Annotated in this window: 20 protein-coding genes; 16 read left to right on the top strand and 4 right to left on the bottom strand. The window is 46.7% G+C overall.

Annotation, left to right across the window (positions count from 1 at the left end; all coding sequences use genetic code 11):
* The gene (locus OC538_RS07445; RefSeq protein ID WP_262174029.1) at positions 1–1,410 is read left to right on the top strand and encodes a GGDEF domain-containing protein; all 1,410 of its coding nucleotides are present in this window, start codon (positions 1–3) and stop codon (positions 1,408–1,410) included.
* Between the two features lie 112 nt (positions 1,411–1,522).
* Here the strand turns inward: OC538_RS07445 and OC538_RS07440 are convergent, their stop codons facing one another.
* Both OC538_RS07440 and OC538_RS07435 read right to left on the bottom strand, forming a co-directional pair.
* The gene (locus OC538_RS07440; RefSeq protein WP_251693735.1) at positions 1,523–1,663 is read right to left on the bottom strand and encodes a hypothetical protein; all 141 of its coding nucleotides are present in this window, start codon (positions 1,661–1,663) and stop codon (positions 1,523–1,525) included.
* Between the two features lie 466 nt (positions 1,664–2,129).
* On the bottom strand, positions 2,130–2,360 hold the full coding sequence (locus OC538_RS07435) for a hypothetical protein (protein ID WP_262174027.1): 231 nt from the start codon (positions 2,358–2,360) through the stop codon (positions 2,130–2,132).
* Positions 2,361–2,520: 160 nt separating this feature from the next.
* Here OC538_RS07435 and OC538_RS07430 point away from each other — a divergent pair, with 160 nt between their 5' ends.
* From OC538_RS07430 to OC538_RS07410, 5 genes are all read left to right on the top strand, one after another.
* Positions 2,521–4,137: an ATP-binding protein gene (locus OC538_RS07430; RefSeq protein WP_410055867.1), complete on the top strand. Its 1,617-nt coding sequence runs from the start codon at positions 2,521–2,523 to the stop codon at positions 4,135–4,137.
* Positions 4,121–4,813: a response regulator gene (locus OC538_RS07425; RefSeq protein WP_262174024.1), complete on the top strand. Its 693-nt coding sequence runs from the start codon at positions 4,121–4,123 to the stop codon at positions 4,811–4,813. Before OC538_RS07430 ends, OC538_RS07425 begins: the two co-directional genes overlap by 17 nt.
* 139 nt (positions 4,814–4,952) lie before the next feature.
* Complete coding sequence (locus OC538_RS07420; RefSeq protein WP_251693739.1) at positions 4,953–5,966, top strand: Bug family tripartite tricarboxylate transporter substrate binding protein; 1,014 nt, start codon at positions 4,953–4,955, stop codon at positions 5,964–5,966.
* Between the two features lie 177 nt (positions 5,967–6,143).
* Positions 6,144–6,593: a tripartite tricarboxylate transporter TctB family protein gene (locus OC538_RS07415; RefSeq protein WP_262174021.1), complete on the top strand. Its 450-nt coding sequence runs from the start codon at positions 6,144–6,146 to the stop codon at positions 6,591–6,593.
* Between the two features lie 18 nt (positions 6,594–6,611).
* Positions 6,612–8,138 carry a tripartite tricarboxylate transporter permease gene (locus OC538_RS07410; protein WP_262174019.1) on the top strand — a complete coding sequence of 509 codons (1,527 nt, stop codon included), beginning with the start codon at positions 6,612–6,614 and terminating at the stop codon, positions 8,136–8,138.
* 194 nt (positions 8,139–8,332) lie between these two features.
* Here the strand turns inward: OC538_RS07410 and OC538_RS17910 are convergent, their stop codons facing one another.
* Together OC538_RS17910 and OC538_RS07395 are read right to left on the bottom strand one after the other, a co-directional pair.
* Positions 8,333–9,322 (bottom strand): thermonuclease family protein, encoded by a 990-nt coding sequence (locus OC538_RS17910; RefSeq protein WP_410055866.1) that lies wholly within the window; start codon positions 9,320–9,322, stop codon positions 8,333–8,335.
* Between the two features lie 565 nt (positions 9,323–9,887).
* Positions 9,888–10,832, bottom strand: a complete 945-nt coding sequence (locus tag OC538_RS07395; protein WP_262174018.1) for a general stress protein — start codon at positions 10,830–10,832, stop codon at positions 9,888–9,890.
* Between the two features lie 185 nt (positions 10,833–11,017).
* Between OC538_RS07395 and OC538_RS07390 the strand changes: the two genes are divergently transcribed.
* From OC538_RS07390 to OC538_RS07345, 10 genes are all read left to right on the top strand, one after another.
* Positions 11,018–14,848, top strand: a complete 3,831-nt coding sequence (locus OC538_RS07390; RefSeq protein ID WP_262174017.1) for an AAA domain-containing protein — start codon at positions 11,018–11,020, stop codon at positions 14,846–14,848.
* A 19-nt stretch (positions 14,849–14,867) separates the two neighbouring features.
* Entirely contained in the window at positions 14,868–15,611 is a 744-nt protein-coding gene (locus OC538_RS07385; protein WP_262174016.1) for a hypothetical protein, read from the top strand.
* 293 nt (positions 15,612–15,904) lie between these two features.
* Positions 15,905–16,858, top strand: coding sequence for a 1,2-phenylacetyl-CoA epoxidase subunit PaaA (gene paaA, locus OC538_RS07380; protein ID WP_251693745.1), 954 nt, complete (start codon positions 15,905–15,907; stop codon positions 16,856–16,858).
* Between the two features lie 19 nt (positions 16,859–16,877).
* Positions 16,878–17,225 (top strand): 1,2-phenylacetyl-CoA epoxidase subunit PaaB, encoded by a 348-nt coding sequence (paaB, locus tag OC538_RS07375; RefSeq protein WP_262174014.1) that lies wholly within the window; start codon positions 16,878–16,880, stop codon positions 17,223–17,225.
* Complete coding sequence (gene paaC, locus OC538_RS07370; protein ID WP_262174012.1) at positions 17,222–18,040, top strand: 1,2-phenylacetyl-CoA epoxidase subunit PaaC; 819 nt, start codon at positions 17,222–17,224, stop codon at positions 18,038–18,040. Before paaB ends, paaC begins: the two co-directional genes overlap by 4 nt.
* 22 nt (positions 18,041–18,062) lie before the next feature.
* Positions 18,063–18,563, top strand: a complete 501-nt coding sequence (gene paaD, locus OC538_RS07365; protein WP_262174010.1) for a 1,2-phenylacetyl-CoA epoxidase subunit PaaD — start codon at positions 18,063–18,065, stop codon at positions 18,561–18,563.
* Between the two features lie 17 nt (positions 18,564–18,580).
* Positions 18,581–18,883, top strand: coding sequence for an EthD family reductase (locus tag OC538_RS07360; protein WP_262174008.1), 303 nt, complete (start codon positions 18,581–18,583; stop codon positions 18,881–18,883).
* Positions 18,883–19,662, top strand: coding sequence for an enoyl-CoA hydratase/isomerase family protein (locus OC538_RS07355; RefSeq protein ID WP_251693750.1), 780 nt, complete (start codon positions 18,883–18,885; stop codon positions 19,660–19,662). Before OC538_RS07360 ends, OC538_RS07355 begins: the two co-directional genes overlap by 1 nt.
* A 12-nt stretch (positions 19,663–19,674) precedes the next feature.
* Complete coding sequence (locus tag OC538_RS07350) at positions 19,675–20,448, top strand: enoyl-CoA hydratase-related protein (protein WP_262174006.1); 774 nt, start codon at positions 19,675–19,677, stop codon at positions 20,446–20,448.
* A 13-nt stretch (positions 20,449–20,461) separates the two neighbouring features.
* Complete coding sequence (locus OC538_RS07345; RefSeq protein ID WP_262174005.1) at positions 20,462–21,979, top strand: aldehyde dehydrogenase family protein; 1,518 nt, start codon at positions 20,462–20,464, stop codon at positions 21,977–21,979.
* Positions 21,980–22,065 lie beyond the last annotated feature (86 nt).

Genomic DNA, 22,065 nt, shown 5'->3' with positions numbered 1-22,065 from the left:
ATGGAGAAGGAAGATTTAGTTTCATTGCAGCGAAATGTCCTAAAGCTGCGAGTGGAAGGTAAATATGAAGAGACAATTGAAGCATGCTTTCAATTGTTAGAGGCAGGTTTAGCAGCGAATGACCCGAAATCCATTTTGACTGCCCATATAAACAATGCCGCGTCTTTTTATTGCATCGGCGCGATTGAAGAGGCGTTTTACAGCATCGATGCGTATCTTGAATATTGCACGGACAATGGCGATGAAGCCGACCGGTTAAATGGATGCAACGTCCTCTTCCTGCTTCACGAATATAATAAAGATTATCAAAAAGCAAAGGCCACATTGGAACGTGCCATTGAATTGGGTGAAAAGCTCGGGCGATACAATATCGTCAGCAATGCATACAGCAATTATAGTTCGATTCTCGCAACCGAATTGGACTTTAAAAGCGCTCTTACGATGGCGCAAAAAGGGTTGGAAGCAGCGGAGCTTCATGAACCGAGGACTCCGATATTGGAATTCCGGGTGAAGCTCAACATCGCAAACGCGTTAATTGGCTTAGAAGAACTTAAAGACGCAGAACAACTCGTAAAAGAGATGGTAAATGACCCGATTCTTGCTTCCTTCATTCGAGAAAAAACGCAAGTGCATGATTTGTACGGACGTTATTTAATGCAGAAAAAGATGTACCGGGAAGCATTGCAAGCATACGACACAGCGAAAGAGCTTGCGGAAAGCTATAATGACAGGAATTTGCTCAAAGGCATTTTGGAAAAGAGATGCAAGCTTTGTGATCTAATGGACGATGTGCAACGTGGTTACAAAGCCCAGCAAGAATATATCAATCTGTTAAGCGATCTGCGTCAGCATGAAGTTTCAATGGCGGCAGTCAAAATAGGCGTGAAGCATCGGATTTCGACTATCGAGCGCCGGGCCAACACTGATTTCCTCACCGGACTGTACAACCGGAGCTACATGGAAACGACGACGGACAAATGGCTTGCCGAAGCTGCTTGTTCTGGCGAAAGCATCGTCTGTATCGCATTCGATCTCGACAATCTTAAAAGCTTGAACGATACGTATGGCCACATATTCGGCGACGAAATCATTAAGAAAATCGGACAAGAATGCGCCAGGCATATCAGAAGCGGTGACTTGATAGGCCGGTTCGGCGGCGACGAATTCGCCATCATCCTGCGGAATCTTTCCCTGGAAGAAGCCCAACAGAAAGCGGAAAACCTGCTCGAAGCCGTCCGTTCAATCAAAATCGAGAAAGACGGCATCTACATTTCATTAACCGCTAGCGTCGGCATCGCCGATAACGCGGGTGGTACAATCGGGACTTTCACCGAACTGTTCCACCAAGCAGACGTAGCGCTTTATCAAGCGAAAGAAAACGGGAAAAACCGAATTTGTATAATGAGTTAAGAGAAGAGGCTGTATATGGCCTTTTTTTGTTGGAATAAATCGTTCGATAAATTCTTTATTCTGTTTGTAGGAATTTAAAAAAGCACCGCTTGGAGCGGTGCTACATCTCACTTCATTGACTATTATCCTCACGTTGCTCCGAAGGCTCTTCCGACGGATCCGGTTCATCTTCATCAACGCCGTTGCAGCCGAATAGAAAACCCGCCGACAAAAGAACTGACATAAACGAAAGAAGATATTTTTTGTACTTCATGCTCATCCCTCCTCAAATTAGACTTTATGTATTTTGTGCCATCTCTTATTAATTATTCATGTGATTTTTACAAGGGCGCCTTGTTTGTTTCACTCATAGCGGTCATTAGCGGTGAGGCTTTTTCGTCAAATTAGAATCCTGGCAGGAAAAATAGAATGATCATCACGACCAGAACGGTAATATTTGCTGAAAGTGTTAATTGTCCTTGTGTCTTGTTGCATCTTTCCATAACGAACGACAAACAAAGGATATTTTGCTAGTGGAAGGTGAAAGAGTTTCAAAATACGAGCAAAAAAGCTTCCCGGGAAATAATTCGGCATAGATTTTATCTTTTGTCGAAATTTCCCGATATTGACTTTCATTATTTTGACAAGAGCCCATTCTTTCGCGTTCAAGGTCCATTCATTCTCGCAAGGGCCCATTCTTTCATGTTCAAGGTCTATTCTTTCACAAAACCCTCGCGCTGTTAACGGGACGCCCCCTTCTCTTTATCCTCCCTGAAATACTCCGAAACTTGCACGACCCGCACTTTGCCGGTATGAAGCTCATGGTAGATTCCACGGCTGTCGCGGAAGGAGATGTATTGGTCACGTTCCGATTCGACGAGCTGTTCGGCGCTCTCCAACGAGTCGGTGTGAATAAACCTCCGTATGTAATGTTCTTCATCAAAAAAATAGGTGATTTTGAATTCCTTCAAATCGCGTCACGCTCCTTTCCGTCACTGATATCGTACCCGCATTCATCCGAATTGATTCCACCTATTCCCCCATAATTGGCAATAGTGTAACATAGAGAGAGATAGATTTCCCGCTGAAGCACGCAACCGACTAGCAACTACACTTCAAGATAGAGAGATGATTCGCATGAAATCGAGATCTTTGCAATCACGCATATTTTCATACGGCGCCTTGTTCGTTTCGCTCGTGGCAATCATAATCGGTGTTTCATTTTACTTCACGATGTCACAAGGAATAGAAAAGCAGATCGGCATCCGGGCACTGAGCATTGCGAAAACGACGGCGGCACGGCCAGATGTCCGTGCTGCTTTTGAACACGATGACCCGTCCAGGCTGCTGCAGCCGATCGCTGAAGCGGTCCGCCAACAAACCGGTGCCGAGTATGTCGTCATCGGGAATAGCGAAGGCATCCGATATGCCCATCCCGTCACAGAGCGGATCGGACAAAAGATGGTCGGGGATGACAATGAACGTGCGCTTCATTTAGGAGAGTCTTATGTTTCAAAGGCGACCGGCACACTCGGCCCTGCACTGCGCGGTAAAACGCCTGTCTTCAACGATGAAGGCGAGATTATCGGGGTCATTTCGGTCGGTTATTTGAATGAAGATATATCCTCCATATTTTTTCAGTACATCGATAATATTTCGTACATCGTACTGATCGCCATTGCTCTCGGCATTATCGGCTCGAGTTTCCTTTCGCGGAACATTAAGAAGGAATTGTTCAATCTAGAGCCTGCGGAAATCGCTAATTTATTCACCGAACGAAATGCGCTTATCGAGTCAGTTCGCGAAGGCATCATCATGGTCGATGCGAAAGGGGTCATCACAACGGTGAATGCAGCGGCTTATGACACACTTTCCATTCCCGGCCAGACGGAACTGATCGGCAGGACAATTCAGGAAGTGCTGCCAAACACCCTGCTGCTGAAAGTGTTGGAAACGGGGGAACGGCACCTCGATCGACCGATGGAAATCCACGGACGTAAAGTCATCGTCAACCGCATCCCGATTCGGGCGGATGACCAAATCATTGGCGCTGTATCCACGTTCCGTCTTCAATCGGAAATCGATCAGCTTGCGATGGAATTATCACAAGTGAAGCGGTATACAGAAGCGCTTCGGGCCCAGACGCATGAATACAATAACTTTCTTTATACGATTTCAGGACTTATCCAGCTTCATTCATACGACGAGGCGCTAAGCCTGATTCATGACGAAACGGCTGAGCACCAATCACTCATCCAGTTTGTGACGAAGCGTTTACAGGATCCTTTCCTCGGCGGAATCGTCATCGGCTTTTTCAATCGGGCAAGGGAACTGAATGTCCGTTTCCTTCTTGACGAGGACAGCTTTCTGAAAGAGTTGCCGGCTCAATTGGAGAAGACCCATTTCGTCTTCATCATCGGAAATTTAATGACAAATGCATTCGAAGCGGTTGATATGAATCCCGAAGCGAAACGGCTTGTCCGCCTATTCATTTTCGATAACGGGGAAGAGATTTTATTCGAAGTGGAGGATTCGGGCAAGGGCATTGCAAATGAAGTATTGGATGCTTTATTCCTTGAAAAAGTTTCAACAAAAGATATGGAAGACAGAGGTTATGGGCTCTTGAAAGTGGCGGAGAACGTCGAAGACTTGGGCGGCTCCATTACAGTGGAAAAAGGGGATTTAGGTGGTGCACTGTTCATCATTTCCATCCCGAAAAGGGGGTACCAACATGCAAAATCCAATTGAAATTTTGATCATTGAAGATGATAAACGAATTGCCGATATCCATAGGCGATTCATTGAAAAAATGGAAGGCTTCACGGTCGTCGGTTCCGCACATACAGGCGAGGAGGCGAAAGATTGGGTGCAGGCGCTGTCGCCGGATCTTGTGCTGCTCGATGTCTATCTGCCCGATGCGCTCGGTACGGAAATCATGGGTTTCATCCACGAAAACAGCCCTGACACTGACATTATCTTCATAACCGCAGCCGCCGAAGTCGACATCGTGAAAAAGGCGTACCGCCGCGGTGTTGCTGATTATATACTTAAGCCTCTTACATTCGATCGGTTCAAAGAAAGCCTCCTTTCCTACAGGGCGAAAAGGGAGAAGCTAGCTGGCGATGGAATCATGAAAGAGGATTCCATCCAATTCTTGTGGAATAAAACAAATGCCACATCAGAAAATGTAGATCACCTCCCTCCGAAAGGAATTGACCCCATTACGAAAGAGAAAGTCATCAACCATATGAAGCAGGTCGAAGGAGGAATCACAGCTGAAACGCTTGGCATGGACATTGGTGTCAGCCGCTCGACAGCAAGGCGTTATTTGGAGTATCTCGTTTCGGAAAAACAGGCGTACACCGAGCTGATATACGGTTCTGTCGGTCGTCCTGAACGCAGATATTTCATCCAATACCGATGAACAATATGAACAAAATGACGTTTACGCCCATTATTGAACTTATGGCCGGAAACATTGAAAATAACCAACCTTCTGATAAATTGATGATAGCGTATGAAAGCGCTACCATCATTTTTTTTATTCCAAAGGGGGATGCAAGATGAAGTGGAAGAAGTTTAAGATTGTTGCTTTGGCAAGTGTTATGGCATTAAGCCTAGCAGCGTGTGCTAAGAATGACGGAGCAGAGGGGAGCTCCTCGAAATATCCGGAGAAAAACTTGACGATTGTCGCACCATCCGGGGCAGGCGGCGGATGGGATTTAACCGCTCGTGCAATTGCAAAAACGATGAATGATACGAAGCTCATTGAAAAACCGATCACGGTTGAAAATAAACCAGGAGGCGGCGGCGCTGTTTATATGGCGGAGTTTGCAACGAAAGAAGTGAAGAATGACTACGCGTTGCTTGTGAAATCTCCACCTCTGTTAATTAATAACAATAAGGCTGAAGGGAACAGCCCGTACGGCTACAAAGATACAACGCCATTGGCACAGCTGACACGCGATTACGGCGCAATTGTCGTTAAAGCGGATTCAGAATTCAAAACGCTGAAGGATGTTTTGGAAGCAATTAAGAAAGATGCAAAATCAGTCACACTTGCCGGCGGATCGGCACCCGGCTCGATGGACCATTTAGTTGGCGTCCTGCCAGCTTTCGAATATGGAATTGACCCGAAAACAGTGAAATACGTTTCGTATGATGGCGGGGGAGAAGCAGTTGCGGCGTTGCTCGGCGGTAATGCTGACGTTATTGCAACGGATGCATCGACAATCGGACAATATGTGAAATCAGGAGATGTCCGTGTCCTTGCTGTCAGCTCGTCAGAACGTCTTGGCGGTGAATTGACTGAAGTGCCTACATTTAAAGAGGAAGGCATTGATGCAGAGTTCACAATTTGGCGCGGCCTTTTCGGACCGAAGGAAATGTCCGAGGGAGCTGTCAAATATTGGACTGAAAAGCTAAAAGCAATGACCGAGACGGACGAGTGGAAAGCTGAACTCGAAAGAAACGGCTGGGAGAGCGAATACCGAGGCTCTGAAGATTTCACGAAGTACTTGGAAGACCAAGATAAAGTCATCGTCGAACTTTTGACAGCACTTGGCATGCAAAAATAACAATTTTTTTGGCGGCTTAAGCGGCCGCCTTTTCAATCCAGCTACTGGCGCCAGAAGCTCGGGGTCATAAGTCAAAGCTGTTCTGTGGCAAAAAGCGCCACGCCACATCTTTGTCTTATGCCTTTCGCCTCTATGCAGGCGCCATCCGCTTTTTTTAATAGGGAGGTGTCAAAGACTATGAGTAAAACATTCGATCGATATGCAAGCATCGCTTTTTTACTGATCGGTCTTTTATTTGTCATCGAAAGTACAAAGATTGCTAGTAGCGCATACGGATCAGCGGTAGGACCTAAAATCTTTCCGTTATGGCTCGGCGTCATATTAATTCTCTTGAGTTTGCGACTGCTGTACGAAACATTTACATACAAATCAGAGTCGGCATCTACGGAAAAACTGCAATATAAAAAGTTCATCATCATCCTAGGGAGTGCGGCGCTGTATGCATTCTTACTGGAGAAGCTCGGGTACGTCATCTCAACATTCCTCTTTTTGATCGTCACATTTCAGACGATGGAGCGTGGAAGGATTGTTCCTACGATCATTATCGCAGCGGTTTTCTCGTTAGGAGTCTATTATTTGTTTGCAGAATTTCTTGGCGGCTCATTGCCAGGATTCCCGAGGTTTTAAGAAGAAAGGAGTCACAATATGAGCACATTACAATTTCTGGGTGACGGCTTCGCTATAGCCTTCCAATGGCATAATCTATTATTTGCATTCATCGGTGTCGTCATCGGAACAGCTGTCGGCGTGCTTCCGGGCATCGGCCCGATGAGCGGGGTTGCACTCCTTATTCCGGTCACGGCAACAATCACGTCCGGCATGCCGACAAGTGCGGCGGCAGCCAGCTCTATCATTTTACTTGCAGGCGTCTACTACGGCGCGATGTACGGTGGATCCACAACATCCATTTTATTGAACACCCCAGGAGAATCATCTTCCGTCGTCACGACGCTTGACGGTTATCAAATGGCAAGGCAAGGCCGGGCAGGGGCTGCATTGGCGATATCCGCCATCGGATCGTTCTGTGCGGGCATCGTCTCCTTGATTGGCCTCGTTTTGCTGGCAGAACCATTGTCCAATGTCGCCATCAAATTCGGTCCGGCGGAGTACTTCTCATTGATGCTGTTAGGCTTGGCGGCGGTCAGCGGTCTGGCTGGAAAATCGATGACGAAAGCTTTGATGATGACCGTTTTCGGACTGATGCTCGGAACGATCGGCATCGACGCCGTCTCGGGAATTGCTCGTTTTACATACAACCAACCGATTCTATTCTCTGGCCTTGAATTCTTAACGATTGCAGTCGGGCTATTCGCGCTCGGTGAAGTGTTCAAGACTGTTCTTGAACGGGACAATGAAGAAGGGACGATTGCAAAAATCAACCGTATTCTCCCGACGAAGCAGGATATGAAAGATAGCACCGTGCCAATCGTCCGTGGTTCATTGCTCGGATTTTTCATCGGAGTGCTTCCAGGCGCAGGTGCGACGCTTGCTTCCTTCTTCTCATATATGACAGAGAAGAAATTCAGCAAACGACCTGAAACATTCGGTCATGGAAATATCGCAGGCGTTGCCGGTCCGGAATCTGCGAACAACGCGGCTTCCGGAGGCGCCATGATCCCTTTGCTGACACTCGGCATCCCCGGTTCCGGAACGACTGCCATCTTGATGGGTGCGTTAATAATGTACAATATCCAGCCAGGCCCACTGCTCTTCGACGAGCATCCCGAAGTGGCATGGGGGCTTATCGCAAGTATGTTCATCGGCAACTTGATGTTATTGGTGCTGAATATGCCGCTCGTTCGTGTATTCGCAAAGGTCATTCAAACGCCAAAGAAATATTTATTGCCGATCATCGTGGCGATTTCATTTTTCGGTGTGTATGCCGTGCAATATACGACATTCGATTTGTACTTATTGCTCGGGTGTGGTGTGCTCGGGTATTTATTGTCGAAGAACGATTACCCGGTCGCTCCTCTCGTCCTTGCACTCGTGCTAGGACCGATGATCGAGAACAATATGCGTCGTGCCTTAACGATTTCAAACGGCGACTTCGGCATTTTCTTCTCGAAGCCTTTATCACTTGTTTTCATCATTGCGGCAGCAGCATGGCTGTTGATTCCGTTATTGTTGAAAATGAAAGGCAAAGCAGTAATTGTGGAAGATGAAGGGTGAATAGGAAAGCGGATTGCCTAATGGGAAAGGCAATCCGCTTTATATATATTGATTTTAAACCGTTTTTTCAGAATCGCGTCCAAAGCAAGCCGCTGCGCGTCCAAAGTAGGCCACTGCACGTCCAAAGCGAGCCGTCCCACGTCCAAAGTATTCAAAAAAACCGGAAGTGGGGATCCCTCTTCCGGTTCAAACGATTATCTTTCACACGCATAACCGTCTTTGTCACGGTCCATTTTAGACTGGTAGGCAGCATGGCCTTGAGGAACACCGTTCGGATATTTCTTACGAAGCTCCGTGCAGTTTTGGAACCATTCCTGGCCGCTGGAAACGCTCGGGCTAGGCGTTGTTGCCGGTTTTGTTGCAGCAACACTAGGTGCTTTCGGCTTCGCAGCTGAACTGCCGGCACTTTTCGCAGGTACTGCATCGCTGTTAAATCCGGAATCTGTCGTGTAATTCTCGATCGACCAGATGCCGAGCCCTTGTTTCTTCGCTGACGCCTGCGCTTCTTCGAAAGGTGTCAAATGACGCGTGTTTGGCGGATATACGTATGCAACGCGAGCCAAGCCTTCCGCTATCAACGTCTTTTGGACGCTTTTTCCGTCGACATAGACGTAGGCGAGCAATCGATCGTATTTATCGTAGCGCTCCCCGATATCGAACTCGAGCGTGAGGGCGCCACTATTGACCAATTGACGGTTTCGCTCCTTCGCCTTATCGCCGAACGGCTGCTTCCCAAGGCGGGGATGATTCGTTTCTGGCGTATCTACCAATAAATAGCGGACGTTGATCTCTTGCCCGTTATACAATACTTTGATTGTGTCTCCGTCGATCGTCTTCACTAGTTTGACAGGGACTTGCGCCGTCGTTCCGGACGTCTCAGTCTTTTTCACCGGAGCCGGTTTAGCGGTGGAAGCAGGTTTCTTTTCGATTGGTGGAGCGACGATAGCCGTGCTAGTTTTCGTTTCTTCCGTTTTGTTCTCTTGCTTAACGGCTTTTTCTTTTTCCACTTCTTCTTTTTCAACAGTTGAAGTTTCTTTCTCTGGTGCTTTCTCTTCCGATGTATCTTTCTCGACATTCTCAACTTGTTCTGTCGGGGATTTTTCAGTAGATTCTTCCTTATCGAGTGAACCGACGCATCCACCAAGCGCGAGCACTAGCCCGATGATCAGTAAAGCAGGTGCCATTTTCGACTTCTGATTCATTTCTTTTTGCTTCTTTATTTTTTTAATTCCCCAAAGTGCAATGGCAATGCCAGCAAAGAAAACAGGGAATTTGAATAACAATCCAATGAACACCAAACCAACAATAACTGTTACTAAAATCTTCAAATCTACAATTCTCCTCAGCTAGGAATATGTTGTATCCAACATTCTCCGTCTACTATTTTTCGTGTTTCAGCTAGGGGAAGCCCCTTTGCAAAAGCACTCTATTATTATAGCAGGAAAACTTGTAGGAGACGAGCGAATGAAGAAAATGGAATTAAATGAAACGTTTATAAGTATAAAGTATGAGTGATGATCACTTCTCCGGATTTATGATCACTTGCCGTGATTTATGATCACTTCTCCGGTTTTATGATCACTTGCCGTGACTTATGATCACTCGCCCGGGTTTATGATCACTTGCCATGACTTATGATCACTTCTTCCGATTTATGATCACTTAACCGGATTTATGATCACTCCTCCGGATGTACGAGCTTATCTCCATAAAAAGACCACACACCCGATAGGTGCATGGTCGCATTCGTCATTTATCCTTTTTTCGTTTCTTCGGCAGCAGCCAAGACTCGGCATTTTCATCTACTTCAACATTCCGCAAGTCGATGACAATCGGCTTTATCGGCTTGACGACATCTTCTGATTGGGTAGCCATCATCGAATCGCGGCCTTCTAACAAATCGGCAAAATCCCTCGCTTTAGCCAATGCATCCTGTCGATCCATTTGGCTTTCTGAGAAGTTTTGTGGATCGGGGATGACGTTTTGGCTTTCTTGATCAACACCGCCCCAATCTACGTTCCTCCGGGATGCCCGATGCAAATGACTGCGTTCCCCGGACGGCGTGCCGCGTATTTGGGAAGGAGGGGAAAGGTTTGGCGGGTTCGGCTCATATTCAGACCTGTCTAATAAAGCTTCCGCACCTGCCCTGCCGAACAGCAGATCTTCGCGCGAAACTGCACTACTGCCCTCATAGGCGTCCGTTGCAACGCTATCCCGGTAATCATTTTTCGGCAATCCATCCTCCCCGATACCGACTGGTGACTCCTCACCTTGCCTGTTCAAACGTTCAGCTTCCGAAACCGGCCGGTCAAACGGGTTCGTTTCCGCCCTATGTCGCTCTGCATTCAGTTCGTATGCTGTCTTCGCGGGTTCTCCGTCAACATAAAGCAGCCACTTTCCTTGCTTGATTTCCGCTTCATACCGCCTTAAATCCGCCTCATCAAAACCGACTTCCACAAGCATGCTGCGCACATGATTCTCCCCGGAAATATAACCGATAAAACGGTCCAGCCAATTAGAGGGCGCCGACTGGATCTCTTCCGCCGTCCTGTGCCGTAGCATATCGACTTCCTCTTCATTCCTCGCAACGACATACATGTTCTCCGGGGCGATCCCTTTTTCATCCAACTCTGCAATGGCGGCAAGCAAAGCTGTTTCTGTATCGTATAACCCGACAAAGGTTTTTTGGTTCATTCCATTCACTCCTTATATTTTTCGACAACAGTCACAATCTATCCATGCAATACCCAGATTTCTGAAGCGGGAAACGATTGCAACAAATTCTATTTCCGGATTTCTAATGAATCAGGACCCCTTTTTGTTGTATGATAGAACGTACGGTTTTATTTCGGAAAACAACCAGAAAGGAGGATGTCATGATGGGGAAAAGCGAAGTGATGAACTGCCGGCTCGATATGACACAACGGGCGCGCAAAGAAATCGGAAACTGGGCGATTGACGAAAACGAGCTCTTTTCCATGCAGGCAAATTACTCTGTATACATCGAAAAACTACCCGCAAAACAAGACAACATGACATTCTCCTTCTACTTTGGCCCAGAAGAAAATCCACAGCTCGCCAACCACTTAAACGAACGGGTCGCCGTCATGGAATGCGTCTACAAAAACGAAGGCTTCCTCGCGACAAGCTTCAGAGTGAAAGGGCGGAAAGAGCCTGTCCGGACGAATCGCCGACTTGGTGTCCGCTTGGCATTCGCAGTCAACCGGCGTACAGGTATTCCAATGCCGATCGAGCTATATACGAGCCTTCGGGAGCTTCCAATCGCTCAAGAGCGTTCAGCATATGTGGAAAAACGGATCAAAAGTTGGGAAGGATACTTACGGATTGAGGAGAAAAATGCAGATGTCGCGGATGTAACCGCCCATTTTTCACAACCTATCATCAATGACTCGTTCAGTCAGCTGACGATCATTTGCAGCGGATTGGAAGCGAAAGATTGGAGTGCGATCACCGGATTCAGTGCAAAATTGAAAGGTTCGAACGATGATCTTGGAACGGTCGTTGATGTAAATCGCGGAAGACGGTCGGTGAAGATCGAACTGAGCCGGAAATACCAAGCGATTGCTAGACGCAGCTCTTTATTGCCGAAGGATGCGAGAGAAATCACTTTCAGCAATTTCGCCGAGCTAAGCCAAATTCGTCGGCTGCGGAAAGGGTTCAAGGATCTGCAAGACGGATTTGCGGCAAACGCCAATTTGGAGAAGGTGCTGTTTGAGGAACGGCCTGTCGTCCAAATTACGAATAAGCGGCAGGAGCTCGAGTTCCATCATCCGTTGAATGAGTTCCAACGTGAGGCCGTCACTGGCGCGATGTCAGCACATGACTTGTATGTCATTCAAGGACCACCAGGGACTGGGAAAACGACTGTCATCTCGGAGCTTTGCCACCAGCTCATGATGGCGGGGCAACGGACGCTCGTCGCCTCGCAGTCGAATTTGGCGGTGGACAATGCGCTCGGCAGGCTGCTGTCCGATCCGGGCATCCGGATTTTGCGTTATGGGCGGACGGAGAGCATCGAAGAGGAAGGGAAGCGGTTCATCGAGGAAAATGTCGCTTCCTACTGGCGGGATGAAACATTGGCTGCGGTCAATGAGCAACGGGAAAAGCGAGCAACTCGAGAGCAGGAGATCGCTGAGGAAATCGGACGTCTCGAAGAGGAACTGCAGCGTCTGCAGGCGGAACAGGATGAAACGGACCGGCGCATAGCCGAGAAACAAGCCGCCGAGATGGAAAGCAAAAACCTGAATGGACAGCAGGACTCCTTGAAGAAGTTGCAGTCGGAACTTAAGGAGAGACAGGATTCGCTTGCCCGGCAATTGGAAGAAGAGACCGGGAATCTTGAAAAGCTGTCCAAAGAAAAGGACAGATTGCAACAGGAAAAGGAAGTTGCTTCAATTAGTCCGGAAATGCATGAAAAGATGGCTGAAGCAGAGCTCGAATTGGCTTTGAATCGCAAAAAGCTTCGTTATTTCCAAACGGTCGAAGCGATCGATTACGCGGAAATGGAAATCCGGAAATTGACGGAAGAAGCGGCAACGAACAGTTTGAAGGTGGGGTCGATGCCTCATTTCATCGAAGACTTATCGGACGTGCGGAAGCTGCAGGAGCTGGAAGGACTTTTCGCGGCACACAACATCGAACCATCGCTTCCGACGAGTCTTGAAATCAATACGCTCCGTCGTTTGCGTGTGGATATTCAAAACGGTACGTATCCGTATGCGCTTCTGGAATGGAAAGAAGTGGCGGAGCGGCTGATGAATGGCATCAAGCATGCGGAAAATCTGCTTCGGAAGCATCATTTCGCGGTCGAACAGGTCTGCAGCAAACAGGACGATACATACAAAACGGCTGAAGAAATGCATGACATGCTTGATAAAATTGGCCGATTCTTTGTGAACCCTGCGACAAAACGGATTTTGGCAGCGCCGGCAAATGCCGAAAAGGCGACTCTTTTGCATCGGCTTGCCGATAATCTCGCTTATTTATACGGCAAAGCGGAGGACGTGCGGAAAATCTCCGCGTCGATCAAATCATCATCCGATCGTGAAGCGGCGGGCCGATTCACCGCTTTGAAAAATGAAATAAAAGATGAAATGACTGCTCATATTCGAGAGATTGAAGAACAGGTGGCAGCCGCCGAACGAACAATCAAAGAACATGAAGAACAGCTTCTAGAGTTGAAGGAAGAAACTTCGGAGCTAGCTGTACTTGTTGACGAACAAGTTTATCGGCAGGATGTCGAGGACGAGATTGAAAAGCTCGAAAAGACGCTTGCCGACTTTGAGGAGCGAAAAGGTTTATTCCAAAGGATTGAGCAGGCTGTCGAAGAGAATTCCACTGAATCGATCCGTACTTCCAAACAGCTTGCAGCTTTACGGACTGACGAAAAAGCATTGCTGCTAGAGATAGCGGAGGCAGAAGACCGGATGAAACAACTTGAGCAGCGGATTCTTACTCTACAGGAAATCATCCTTTCCGAACCGGAAAAGCGGAAGAAGGAATTGATTGAGGAAATCGATCAGAATTCTGTAAAAGCCGCCGAATTACAGCAGGAGCGTGACCGGATGCCGGTCGCACGGCTGCTGCAAGATGAGTGGAGTGAAATGCTTGCAGAAGCAGGGGAGTTTGACTTGGATGAAATCCGCAAGCTGTATGTGAAGCATGCGAACGTCATCGGGACGACTTGTGTTGCTTCCGCGAGGCGTGATTTCATGGAGGATTATCCAGAATTCGACGTCGTCATCATTGACGAAGTGTCAAAAGCGACGCCGCCTGAACTATTGCTTCCGATGCTGAAAGGGAAGAAGATTGTCCTCGTCGGGGATCATCATCAGCTGCCGCCGCTTGTCGGCCGGGAGACGATGGAGGAATTCATCGAGGAGATCAAGGACGAGGCCGAAAAGGAAGAACTGAGCGGCATGCTGAAGGAGTCGCTATTCGAGCGGCTGTTTAGAACATTGCCGAAGCAGAACAAGACGATGCTTGGCATCCAATACCGGATGCATGAGGAGATCATGGAGACGATTGCGCCATTTTACGTGGATGGCCAATACCGTCTGCAGTGCGGTCTTGCGGATTCTGATGCAGCTCGCGATCATTTGCTATCTTCCGCCACTATTAAACGGAATGATCATCTTCTATGGTTTGATATGCCGAATGAGCCTGCGTACTTCGAAGACAAAGTGAAGGGCGGTACGAGTCTCTACAATGAGGCTGAGCTGAATAGAATCCGAGAATTGCTAGTGGATATCGAAGAAGCTACGTCGCTCGCGAAGCGGGAAGGCCGGATGCAGCCGAACGAGAAGAAAAGCGTCGGTGTCATCAGCTTCTACGGGGAACAGGTGAAGCGAATCGACCGGCTCATTGAACAGGAAATTAGGCCGGAGCATTTGCATTGTCGAACTGGCTCTGTCGATAAATTCCAAGGGATGGAAATGGACATTATCATTTTGAGCTTCGTTCGGAACCACGCGCAGCCGAGCGGCACTATCGGCTTCGCGGAGGATTACCGCCGCTTGAATGTCGCATTGTCGAGGGCAAGGGAATTGTTGGTCATCGTCGGCAGCTCGGATATGTTCACCAAACGGCCGAAGAAAGCCGGGACGAAGGCAATGTACGCACGGCTAGTTGAACAAGTGAAGCTCAAGGGCGGATTCAGGGAGCTAGTAGGTTCAGGAAGGAATGATTGAAGGAAAAGGGGGTGGATGAATGGATGCGTTGGAAAAACGGCTACGTGATGATTTGCTGCGCGACTTGAACGTGAAATTGCTCGAAACGGTGAAATGGTCATTGCCGATCCAGGTGATTGATATCGAGTACGAAACGGTGAAGCGCACGAAGATGGACATTTTGATGAAAATGCTTTTGGTCGCCTTCCGAACGTCGCAATTTACTTCTGCTGAAGAATTAAGCGAGATGCTCGTTGTCGAACCGTTATTCATTGAAGACATCATTGAACGAATGGTACGGGCAGGCATGATTGTGAAGAGCAACGGTGCTTATTCATTGACGGAAACGGGAAAACAACAGCTCGAAGCGGGTATTTACGTCCAGCCGCCGGAAATGGAGGAGTCGACCGTCCATTATAGCCCATCCCACGGAAGTTTCCTTGTTGGGGAGCCGACGGATGGCGAGAGGGAGACGTATCGACATGCAGTGGATTCCCGCAAGCTGAACCATTTCCGTGATGAAGAGTGGCGGGAAGCGCTCGATAAATTGGACGTCGCTTATACGGATGGTAATGTCCAACTCGTTGTCCAGGCGATTACGGCAGTCAATGAACTCGAACAAAAATCCGCCCCCTGCATTGAATTCCGTCTTCATCAAACCACCGACGACAGGCTGTATGCACGCGTTTGGAATATGATGACAGGCGAGTGGGACGAGACGCTTGAGAAGCAGATCATGGAATATGAGTTGGTGGAGTGGCGGGAGAAGTACTTTGCAAACTAATCACCACCTATGAAGTGGCCACCATTTTTTACTAGTTACTAAAACCTTTTTATGCAGCCAGTTGTCGGTATTGTACCGACAATTGGCTGTTTTTCATTTTCCTGCGCCTTTCATCACTACTAGTAGTTGAAAACTGATTTGAAAAAATGGAAGTTAAATTTATCAGAATACATTTGCTTTTTCGATATCACTGCACTATACTGACTTTATATATAACACTATGAATGACTATCGTTAAAATGTTGTTATGCGGGGCGGAGCGATTTCATACGTTAGGCAAAGGGGGATTTTACATGTCGGCTTTACACAATACGGCTGAAGAGGAACAGTTAGCACACTTCATGAAACGTATTGAGGCGGGGGAGAAGATTGAAGCAGATGATTGGATGCCTGAAGAATACAGACTGACATTGATTAAGCTGATTTCCATGCATGGGATGAGCGAAATAATGGGAGCACTCCCCGAGAAAGAGTGGGTCCCGAAAGCCCCGTCTCTTCAACGGAAACTTGGCATAATGGCAAAAGTGCAGGACGAAATGGGCCACGGCCAGCTGCTGCTTCGAGTTACAGAAGACTTACTAGCTCCCTATGGAAAAAATCGTGGAGATTTAATGCAGGACTTATTTAATGGAGACTTGAAATTTCATAATGTGTTCCATATGGAAACAAAAACGTGGGCGGATGCTGGAATCATAGGCTGGCTTGTAGATGGAGCAGCCATAATTACGCAGACAGATATGCTTGGGGCTTCTTATGGACCTTATGCAAGAGCGCTGCAACGCATTTGTGCGGAAGAAGTGTTCCATGCCCAACATGGAGAGTCAATTATCATGGCATTAGCAGAAGGAACGGATGAACAAAAAGCGATGATCCAAGAAGCTTTGGATCGCTGGTGGGAATCATTACTTATGTTCTTTGGACCGGCAAGTAAAGAAACGACGGGTTCATCGAAGCAAGACGTAACAATCAAATATAAAATCCGTACGAAAACAAATGAAGACTTCAGGCAAATCTTTTTTGACAAATACATTCCGCGTATTTTGTCGCTCGGATTAACAATTCCAGATCCGACTTTCCGCTACGATAAAGACAGTGGTTTGTGGTCATACAAACAACCAGACTGGGAAGAGTTTAAGAGAATTATTAAAAATAAAGGACCTCGTTCAGAAGCACGCCTTAATTTACGCAGATCTTCTTACGAAAATAGTGCATGGGTGCGTGATGCATTGAGTGCGACAGTCAACTAACGAAAGGAGTCAGAAGGAAATGGCCGAAGAGAAAACATTTTATCAAGAATATGAAGTTTTTAGCAAACGGACGCCAACTTCGACATTCCAATACCAATTCAGCTTATTGGCTCCAAACGAAGAAATGGCACTCGTTTTGGCTCAGGAGAATTTCATGCGCCGTGAACCGGTTACTGATATTTGGATCGTGAATCGAAAGCATATTAGGAAGATGAATGCAGAAGAAAAATTGATGCTTCGCAGACTGGACAATAAAGATTATCGTACGACAAAAGGCTACGGCTACTTAAAGAAAAAGTGGCGTCACTATGAACAGGAAATCTTGGATGAAAAAGAAATCTTGTCATGGGGAGGAAAACGGAAATGAGCAATATCGACAACGGAGTGACCGAGGCTGCGGAAAACAAAGAAGCGATAACGAGTTTGTTATTTCAATTGGCGGATGATGATTTCTTGTATGCCTATCGAGGATCTGAATGGCTCGGACTCGCTCCCCACATTGAGGAAGACGTCGCTTCTTCATCAATTAGCCAAGACAGTATGGGCCATGCAGCTATGTACTACAAACTTCTTGAAGAGTTAGGGGTGGGAAATGCAGATGACCTGGCTCATTTGCGTCCAGCACATGAGAGAAAAAACAGCATTGTAACAGAGCGGGTAAACGGTGAAGGCTACTATATGGAAACACCTAATTATGATTGGGCCTATCAAGTTGTCAGAAGTTATTTTTACACACAAGCCAAAAAGGTGAAAGTAGAATCTTTATGTAAAAGCTCGTATCGACCAGTTGCTGAAGCTGCAGTAAAGGTGAAAATGGAACTTTATTATCACAGGCTACATTGGGAAACTTGGTTTAAGCAATTATTGAGTTCCACCGATGTTGCAAAAAAGAAAATGAATGATGCCATTACGCTCGTTATGAATGACTTTGGAGATATGTTCTCTTTTGGGAATCAAAAACAAGCAATTGAAGAATACAAACTAATAGACAGTGAGGAAAAATTGAAAGAAAACTGGATAGCTAGCATTGAACCAGTGTTTGCTGCACTTCGACTTGATGTACCGCCGATTCCGGAAAACCCTGCGAATAACGGGAGGAATGGAGAGCATACAGTAGATTTGGACGAAGCTCTGCTTACACTTTCTGAAGTTTACAAAGTAGACCCGGTGGCTTCTTGGTAGTGGATAGGAAAGAGGTGAATTTATGGCTATTTCTGAAAGCGTTTCCATTGATCGCGTCTATAAAATACTGATGAACGTGAAGGACCCTGAAATTGATTCGGTTAGCATTATTGACCTTGGCATGGTTGAAAAAGTCACTCACTCGGGGAATAGCGTAAAAGTAGTTTTACTTCCGACTTTCTTAGGATGCCCGGCCTTAGAGATTATCAAAAAGAATACGATTGATGCAATCAAACAACTGCCCGAAGTGGGAGAAGTCGAAGTGGAATTCGTTTTTCATCCGCCGTGGACGTCAGATCGTATTACTGCAGAAGGGCATGTGAATCTGCGTGCGTTTGGAATAGCCCCACCTCCCCGACATTTTGAAGAAGATGGCTCCTGGCATGTGGATTGCGCCTATTGCGGATCCACTTATGTGACGATGGAAAACATTTTCGGACCGACAGCGTGCAGAAGTATTTTGTATTGTAAGAGCTGTAAAAACGTATTCGAAGCAATGAAACCTGTTTCAACACTACTGTAAAGTGAGGAGAATACTACATGGCTAAGTTAATCGCGTTATACAAACACCCGGAAAACAAAGAGGAATTTGATAATCATTACTTCAACGTTCATGCACCGATCACAGCGGAAATCCCTGGACTTCGTGAAATGAAAGTTACGAAATTCACAGGATCTCCGATGGGGGGGGAGGGTAAATACTACCTCATGTGTGAGATGTGTTATGACAGCTTGGAAGACTTGCAGCAGGGGTTACGTTCACCTGAAGGGAAAGCATCCGGTAAAGATTTAATGGGTTTTGCGCGTGATCTTGTGACATTAATGATAGGTGAGGACGCGTAATGGATCGATTCGACTTCATTGAAACTTCCATGGAGGAAAACGGCGTAGCAGTCATCTGTTTAAATCGTCCTCGTCAGTTAAACTCATTGAATCGAAAAATGGTTAGAGAAATTGTTGTAGCAATGGAAGAATATGATCGAGATGAGAACGTTCGCGTCATTGTGCTTACAGGCCAGGGTCGAGCTTTTTCGGCGGGAGCGGATATTGATGAAATGAGGAATGATGACCCAATCAGCCTTGAGTCGTTGAATCAATTTGCGGATTGGGACCGTTTAGCTCTCATTAAAAAACCAATTGTCGGTGCAGTAAAAGGTTTTGCCTTCGGAGGAGGATTCGAGCTTGCCCTTTGTTGTGACCTAATAATCTCAGCTAGCGGAACAGAGTTTTCATTTCCGGAAGTCTTTCTTGGCGTCATGCCAGGTGCAGGAGGAACGCAGCGGTTGACGAAGCTTGTAGGTAGAACGAAAGCGATTGAATGGCTATGGACAGGAGAGCGTATTTCTGCGGAAACGGCTCTTATGCACGGAATCATTAACAAAATCGTTGCTCCTGAAATGCTAATGGAGGAAACGATGAAGTTTGCAAATCGGCTCGCTAAACAACCGCCGCTTTCGCTTCGCCTCATTAAAGATTCGGTCAATAAAGCAGTGGATTATCCATTATATGAAGGAATGCAATATGAACGGAAAAATTTCTATCTACTATTCGCTTCACAAGATCAAAAAGAAGGTATGAATGCTTTTGTGGAAAAAAGAAAACCAGATTATCAGGGGAAGTAAGGAGGTTGCTGAATGTTTGAGACGATTCGCTATGAAGTTGCAGATGGAATTGCGTGGCTCTATTTAAATCGACCTGACAAATTAAATGCATTTATCGCACAGATGAACCGGGAAGTGAAAGACGCAGTCAAATCCGCTTCGAATGACGATGAAGTTCGTTGCATCGTCATAACGGGCGAAGGACGTGCATTTTGTTCCGGACAGGATTTATCGGAAGTCGATGAGAACATGGATCATGGTCAAGTGTTACGAGACCATTATGGACCGATGGTGAAGCAACTGAGAGCTTGTGAAAAACCGATTATTGCAGCTGTCAACGGAGTTGCTGCTGGAGCTGGATTTAGCCTTGCCCTAGCATGTGATTTCAGACTGATTTCAGAACGCGCAAGTTTTGTAAACGCGTTCATCCATGTGGGACTTATTCCGGATTCCGGCAATCTCTATTATCTGACACAACTCGTAGGACATGCCAAAGCAACGGAACTAGCCATGTTAGGAGAAAAAGTATCAGCTGCTGACGCCGTGGAAATGGGACTTGCGAATCGACTGATTCCAATTGATACATGGGAAGAAGACGTTACCGCATTCGCAGCTCGACTAGCCGCTTTGCCAACAAAAGCACTAGGGCTGATCAAACGTTCAATGAAGGCAACAACCTTACTCTCTTTTGATGATTATCTAGAGCAAGAAGCTCAAGGACAGCGAATAGCGGGTCTAACAAAAGATCATCGTGAAGGTGTCAACGCATTCATGCAAAAAAGAAAACCTGTCTATTCAGGGCAATAGGAGGAATCATCCAATGACGACAATTCAAGAAGGAACGACAGAGCGAGAATCAATGAAGCGTGACTACTACAAACTGTTCATTAACGGTGAACAAGTCGATGGCAGCAGCGGAGAGCGCACAAAGATTTATAATCCCGCGACAGGTGAACTACTGGCTGAAGTAGCTAAAGCGACGAAAGAAGACGCTGAAAAAGCTGTTCGGGCAGCGAGAGATTCATTCGATAATGGGAAGTGGAAAATAACTCCCGCAGGACGTCGTGCACGTGTCCTGAACAAAATTGCAGCCATTATGGGCGAACGCTTTAATGAACTTGTGGAATTGGAAATTTTGAATACAGGAAAATCACTTGCAGCTGCGAAAGGACAGATCGCTCAAGCCATTGAAGACTTTGAGTTTTACGCAGGCGCTATCGTAGCACACGGTGGATCTGTAAATAACGTACCTGGACAATTCCACAACTATACAGAAAAAGAACCGCTTGGTGTGTGTGCGCAAATTATTCCGTGGAACTATCCACTGATGATGGCTGCTTGGAAAATTGCTCCGGCTATTGCTGCAGGGTGCTCGGTCGTTATTAAGCCGGCGTCACTCACGCCACTGACGGCGATTATTCTAGGGGAAATCTGTCATGAAGCGGGCGTACCGGCAGGCGTGATAAACATTCTACCTGGATCTGGATCCGAGATTGGCAACTACTTGGTAGAACATGAACTAGTGAATAAAGTTGCTTTCACAGGATCTACGTCCATTGGTAAAGACATTATGACAAGAGCAGCAGGAACAGTAAAACGCGTAACACTAGAACTTGGCGGGAAATCTCCAAGCCTAGTTTTTGAGGATGCAGATATTGATGCAGCCGTCGATGGCTCACTCTACGGTGCATTCAATAATACGGGCCAATCTTGTGATGCACGTTCACGAATCTATATCCATGAAAATGTATACGATGAGTTCGTTGAAAAGTTTATTGCGAAAACTGAAAAACTAGCAATTGGAGATCCATTCAGTAAGGCAACGCATATGGGCGCAGTTATCGATCAAACTCAGTTAGACACTGTGAAAAGCTATGTTCAATCTGCAATCGACGAGGGCGCTGAGATTCTAACGGGCGGTAAAGAATTGAAACCGGAAGGCTATGAAAACGGCTTTTGGTATGCGCCAACTATTATCGGTAACGTCACACAAGACATGAAAGTTGTGCGTGAAGAAATCTTTGGACCCGTTGTCGTCGTATCGAAATTCAAAAACGAAAAAGAAGCAATTGCCTTAGCGAATGACTCGGATTATGGGTTAGCCTCTTCAATCTGGTCAACAAATACGGCAACGACAACACGTGTTGCGAACCAAATTCAAGCGGGAATCGTAATGATCAACACACCGTTCTCCGCATTTCCAGGCACGCCATTCGGGGGCTTTAAACAATCCGGATTCGGCCGTGAGCTGTCAGCCGGATCACTCGATCTTTACACTGAAACGAAAAGCATCATGTCCTACTTCGGCAGCCGCCCAGTCAACCCATTCGGGCTTTAAGAAAAAAACGTATATCTATTAGTAAAAATTTGCGGACAGGGATGTATGATCTCCTGTCCGTATTCGTTCATCATAAAAAGGAGGAA

The organism is Saccharococcus sp. Marseille-Q5394 (genome assembly GCF_946901335.1).
Classification (GTDB): Bacteria; Bacillota; Bacilli; order Bacillales_A; family Planococcaceae; genus Sporosarcina; species Sporosarcina luteola_C.
This window is presented reverse-complemented; position numbering and strand designations above follow the sequence as displayed.

Excerpts from the sequence above, each read along its gene's own strand:
- OC538_RS07445 (WP_262174029.1), top strand. The coding sequence starts at position 1 with ATGGAGAAGGAAGATTTAGTTTCATTGCAGCGAAATGTCCTAAAGCTG.
- OC538_RS07440 (WP_251693735.1), bottom strand. The coding sequence starts at position 1,663 with ATGAAGTACAAAAAATATCTTCTTTCGTTTATGTCAGTTCTTTTGTCG.
- OC538_RS07425 (WP_262174024.1), top strand. The coding sequence starts at position 4,121 with ATGCAAAATCCAATTGAAATTTTGATCATTGAAGATGATAAACGAATT.
- OC538_RS07420 (WP_251693739.1), top strand. The coding sequence starts at position 4,953 with ATGAAGTGGAAGAAGTTTAAGATTGTTGCTTTGGCAAGTGTTATGGCA.
- OC538_RS07415 (WP_262174021.1), top strand. The coding sequence starts at position 6,144 with ATGAGTAAAACATTCGATCGATATGCAAGCATCGCTTTTTTACTGATC.
- OC538_RS07410 (WP_262174019.1), top strand. The coding sequence starts at position 6,612 with ATGAGCACATTACAATTTCTGGGTGACGGCTTCGCTATAGCCTTCCAA.
- OC538_RS17910 (WP_410055866.1), bottom strand. The coding sequence starts at position 9,322 with ATGGCACCTGCTTTACTGATCATCGGGCTAGTGCTCGCGCTTGGTGGA.
- OC538_RS07395 (WP_262174018.1), bottom strand. The coding sequence starts at position 10,832 with ATGAACCAAAAAACCTTTGTCGGGTTATACGATACAGAAACAGCTTTG.
- OC538_RS07390 (WP_262174017.1), top strand. The coding sequence starts at position 11,018 with ATGGGGAAAAGCGAAGTGATGAACTGCCGGCTCGATATGACACAACGG.
- OC538_RS07385 (WP_262174016.1), top strand. The coding sequence starts at position 14,868 with ATGGATGCGTTGGAAAAACGGCTACGTGATGATTTGCTGCGCGACTTG.
- paaA (WP_251693745.1), top strand. The coding sequence starts at position 15,905 with ATGTCGGCTTTACACAATACGGCTGAAGAGGAACAGTTAGCACACTTC.
- paaB (WP_262174014.1), top strand. The coding sequence starts at position 16,878 with ATGGCCGAAGAGAAAACATTTTATCAAGAATATGAAGTTTTTAGCAAA.
- paaC (WP_262174012.1), top strand. The coding sequence starts at position 17,222 with ATGAGCAATATCGACAACGGAGTGACCGAGGCTGCGGAAAACAAAGAA.
- paaD (WP_262174010.1), top strand. The coding sequence starts at position 18,063 with ATGGCTATTTCTGAAAGCGTTTCCATTGATCGCGTCTATAAAATACTG.
- OC538_RS07360 (WP_262174008.1), top strand. The coding sequence starts at position 18,581 with ATGGCTAAGTTAATCGCGTTATACAAACACCCGGAAAACAAAGAGGAA.
- OC538_RS07355 (WP_251693750.1), top strand. The coding sequence starts at position 18,883 with ATGGATCGATTCGACTTCATTGAAACTTCCATGGAGGAAAACGGCGTA.
- OC538_RS07350 (WP_262174006.1), top strand. The coding sequence starts at position 19,675 with ATGTTTGAGACGATTCGCTATGAAGTTGCAGATGGAATTGCGTGGCTC.
- OC538_RS07345 (WP_262174005.1), top strand. The coding sequence starts at position 20,462 with ATGACGACAATTCAAGAAGGAACGACAGAGCGAGAATCAATGAAGCGT.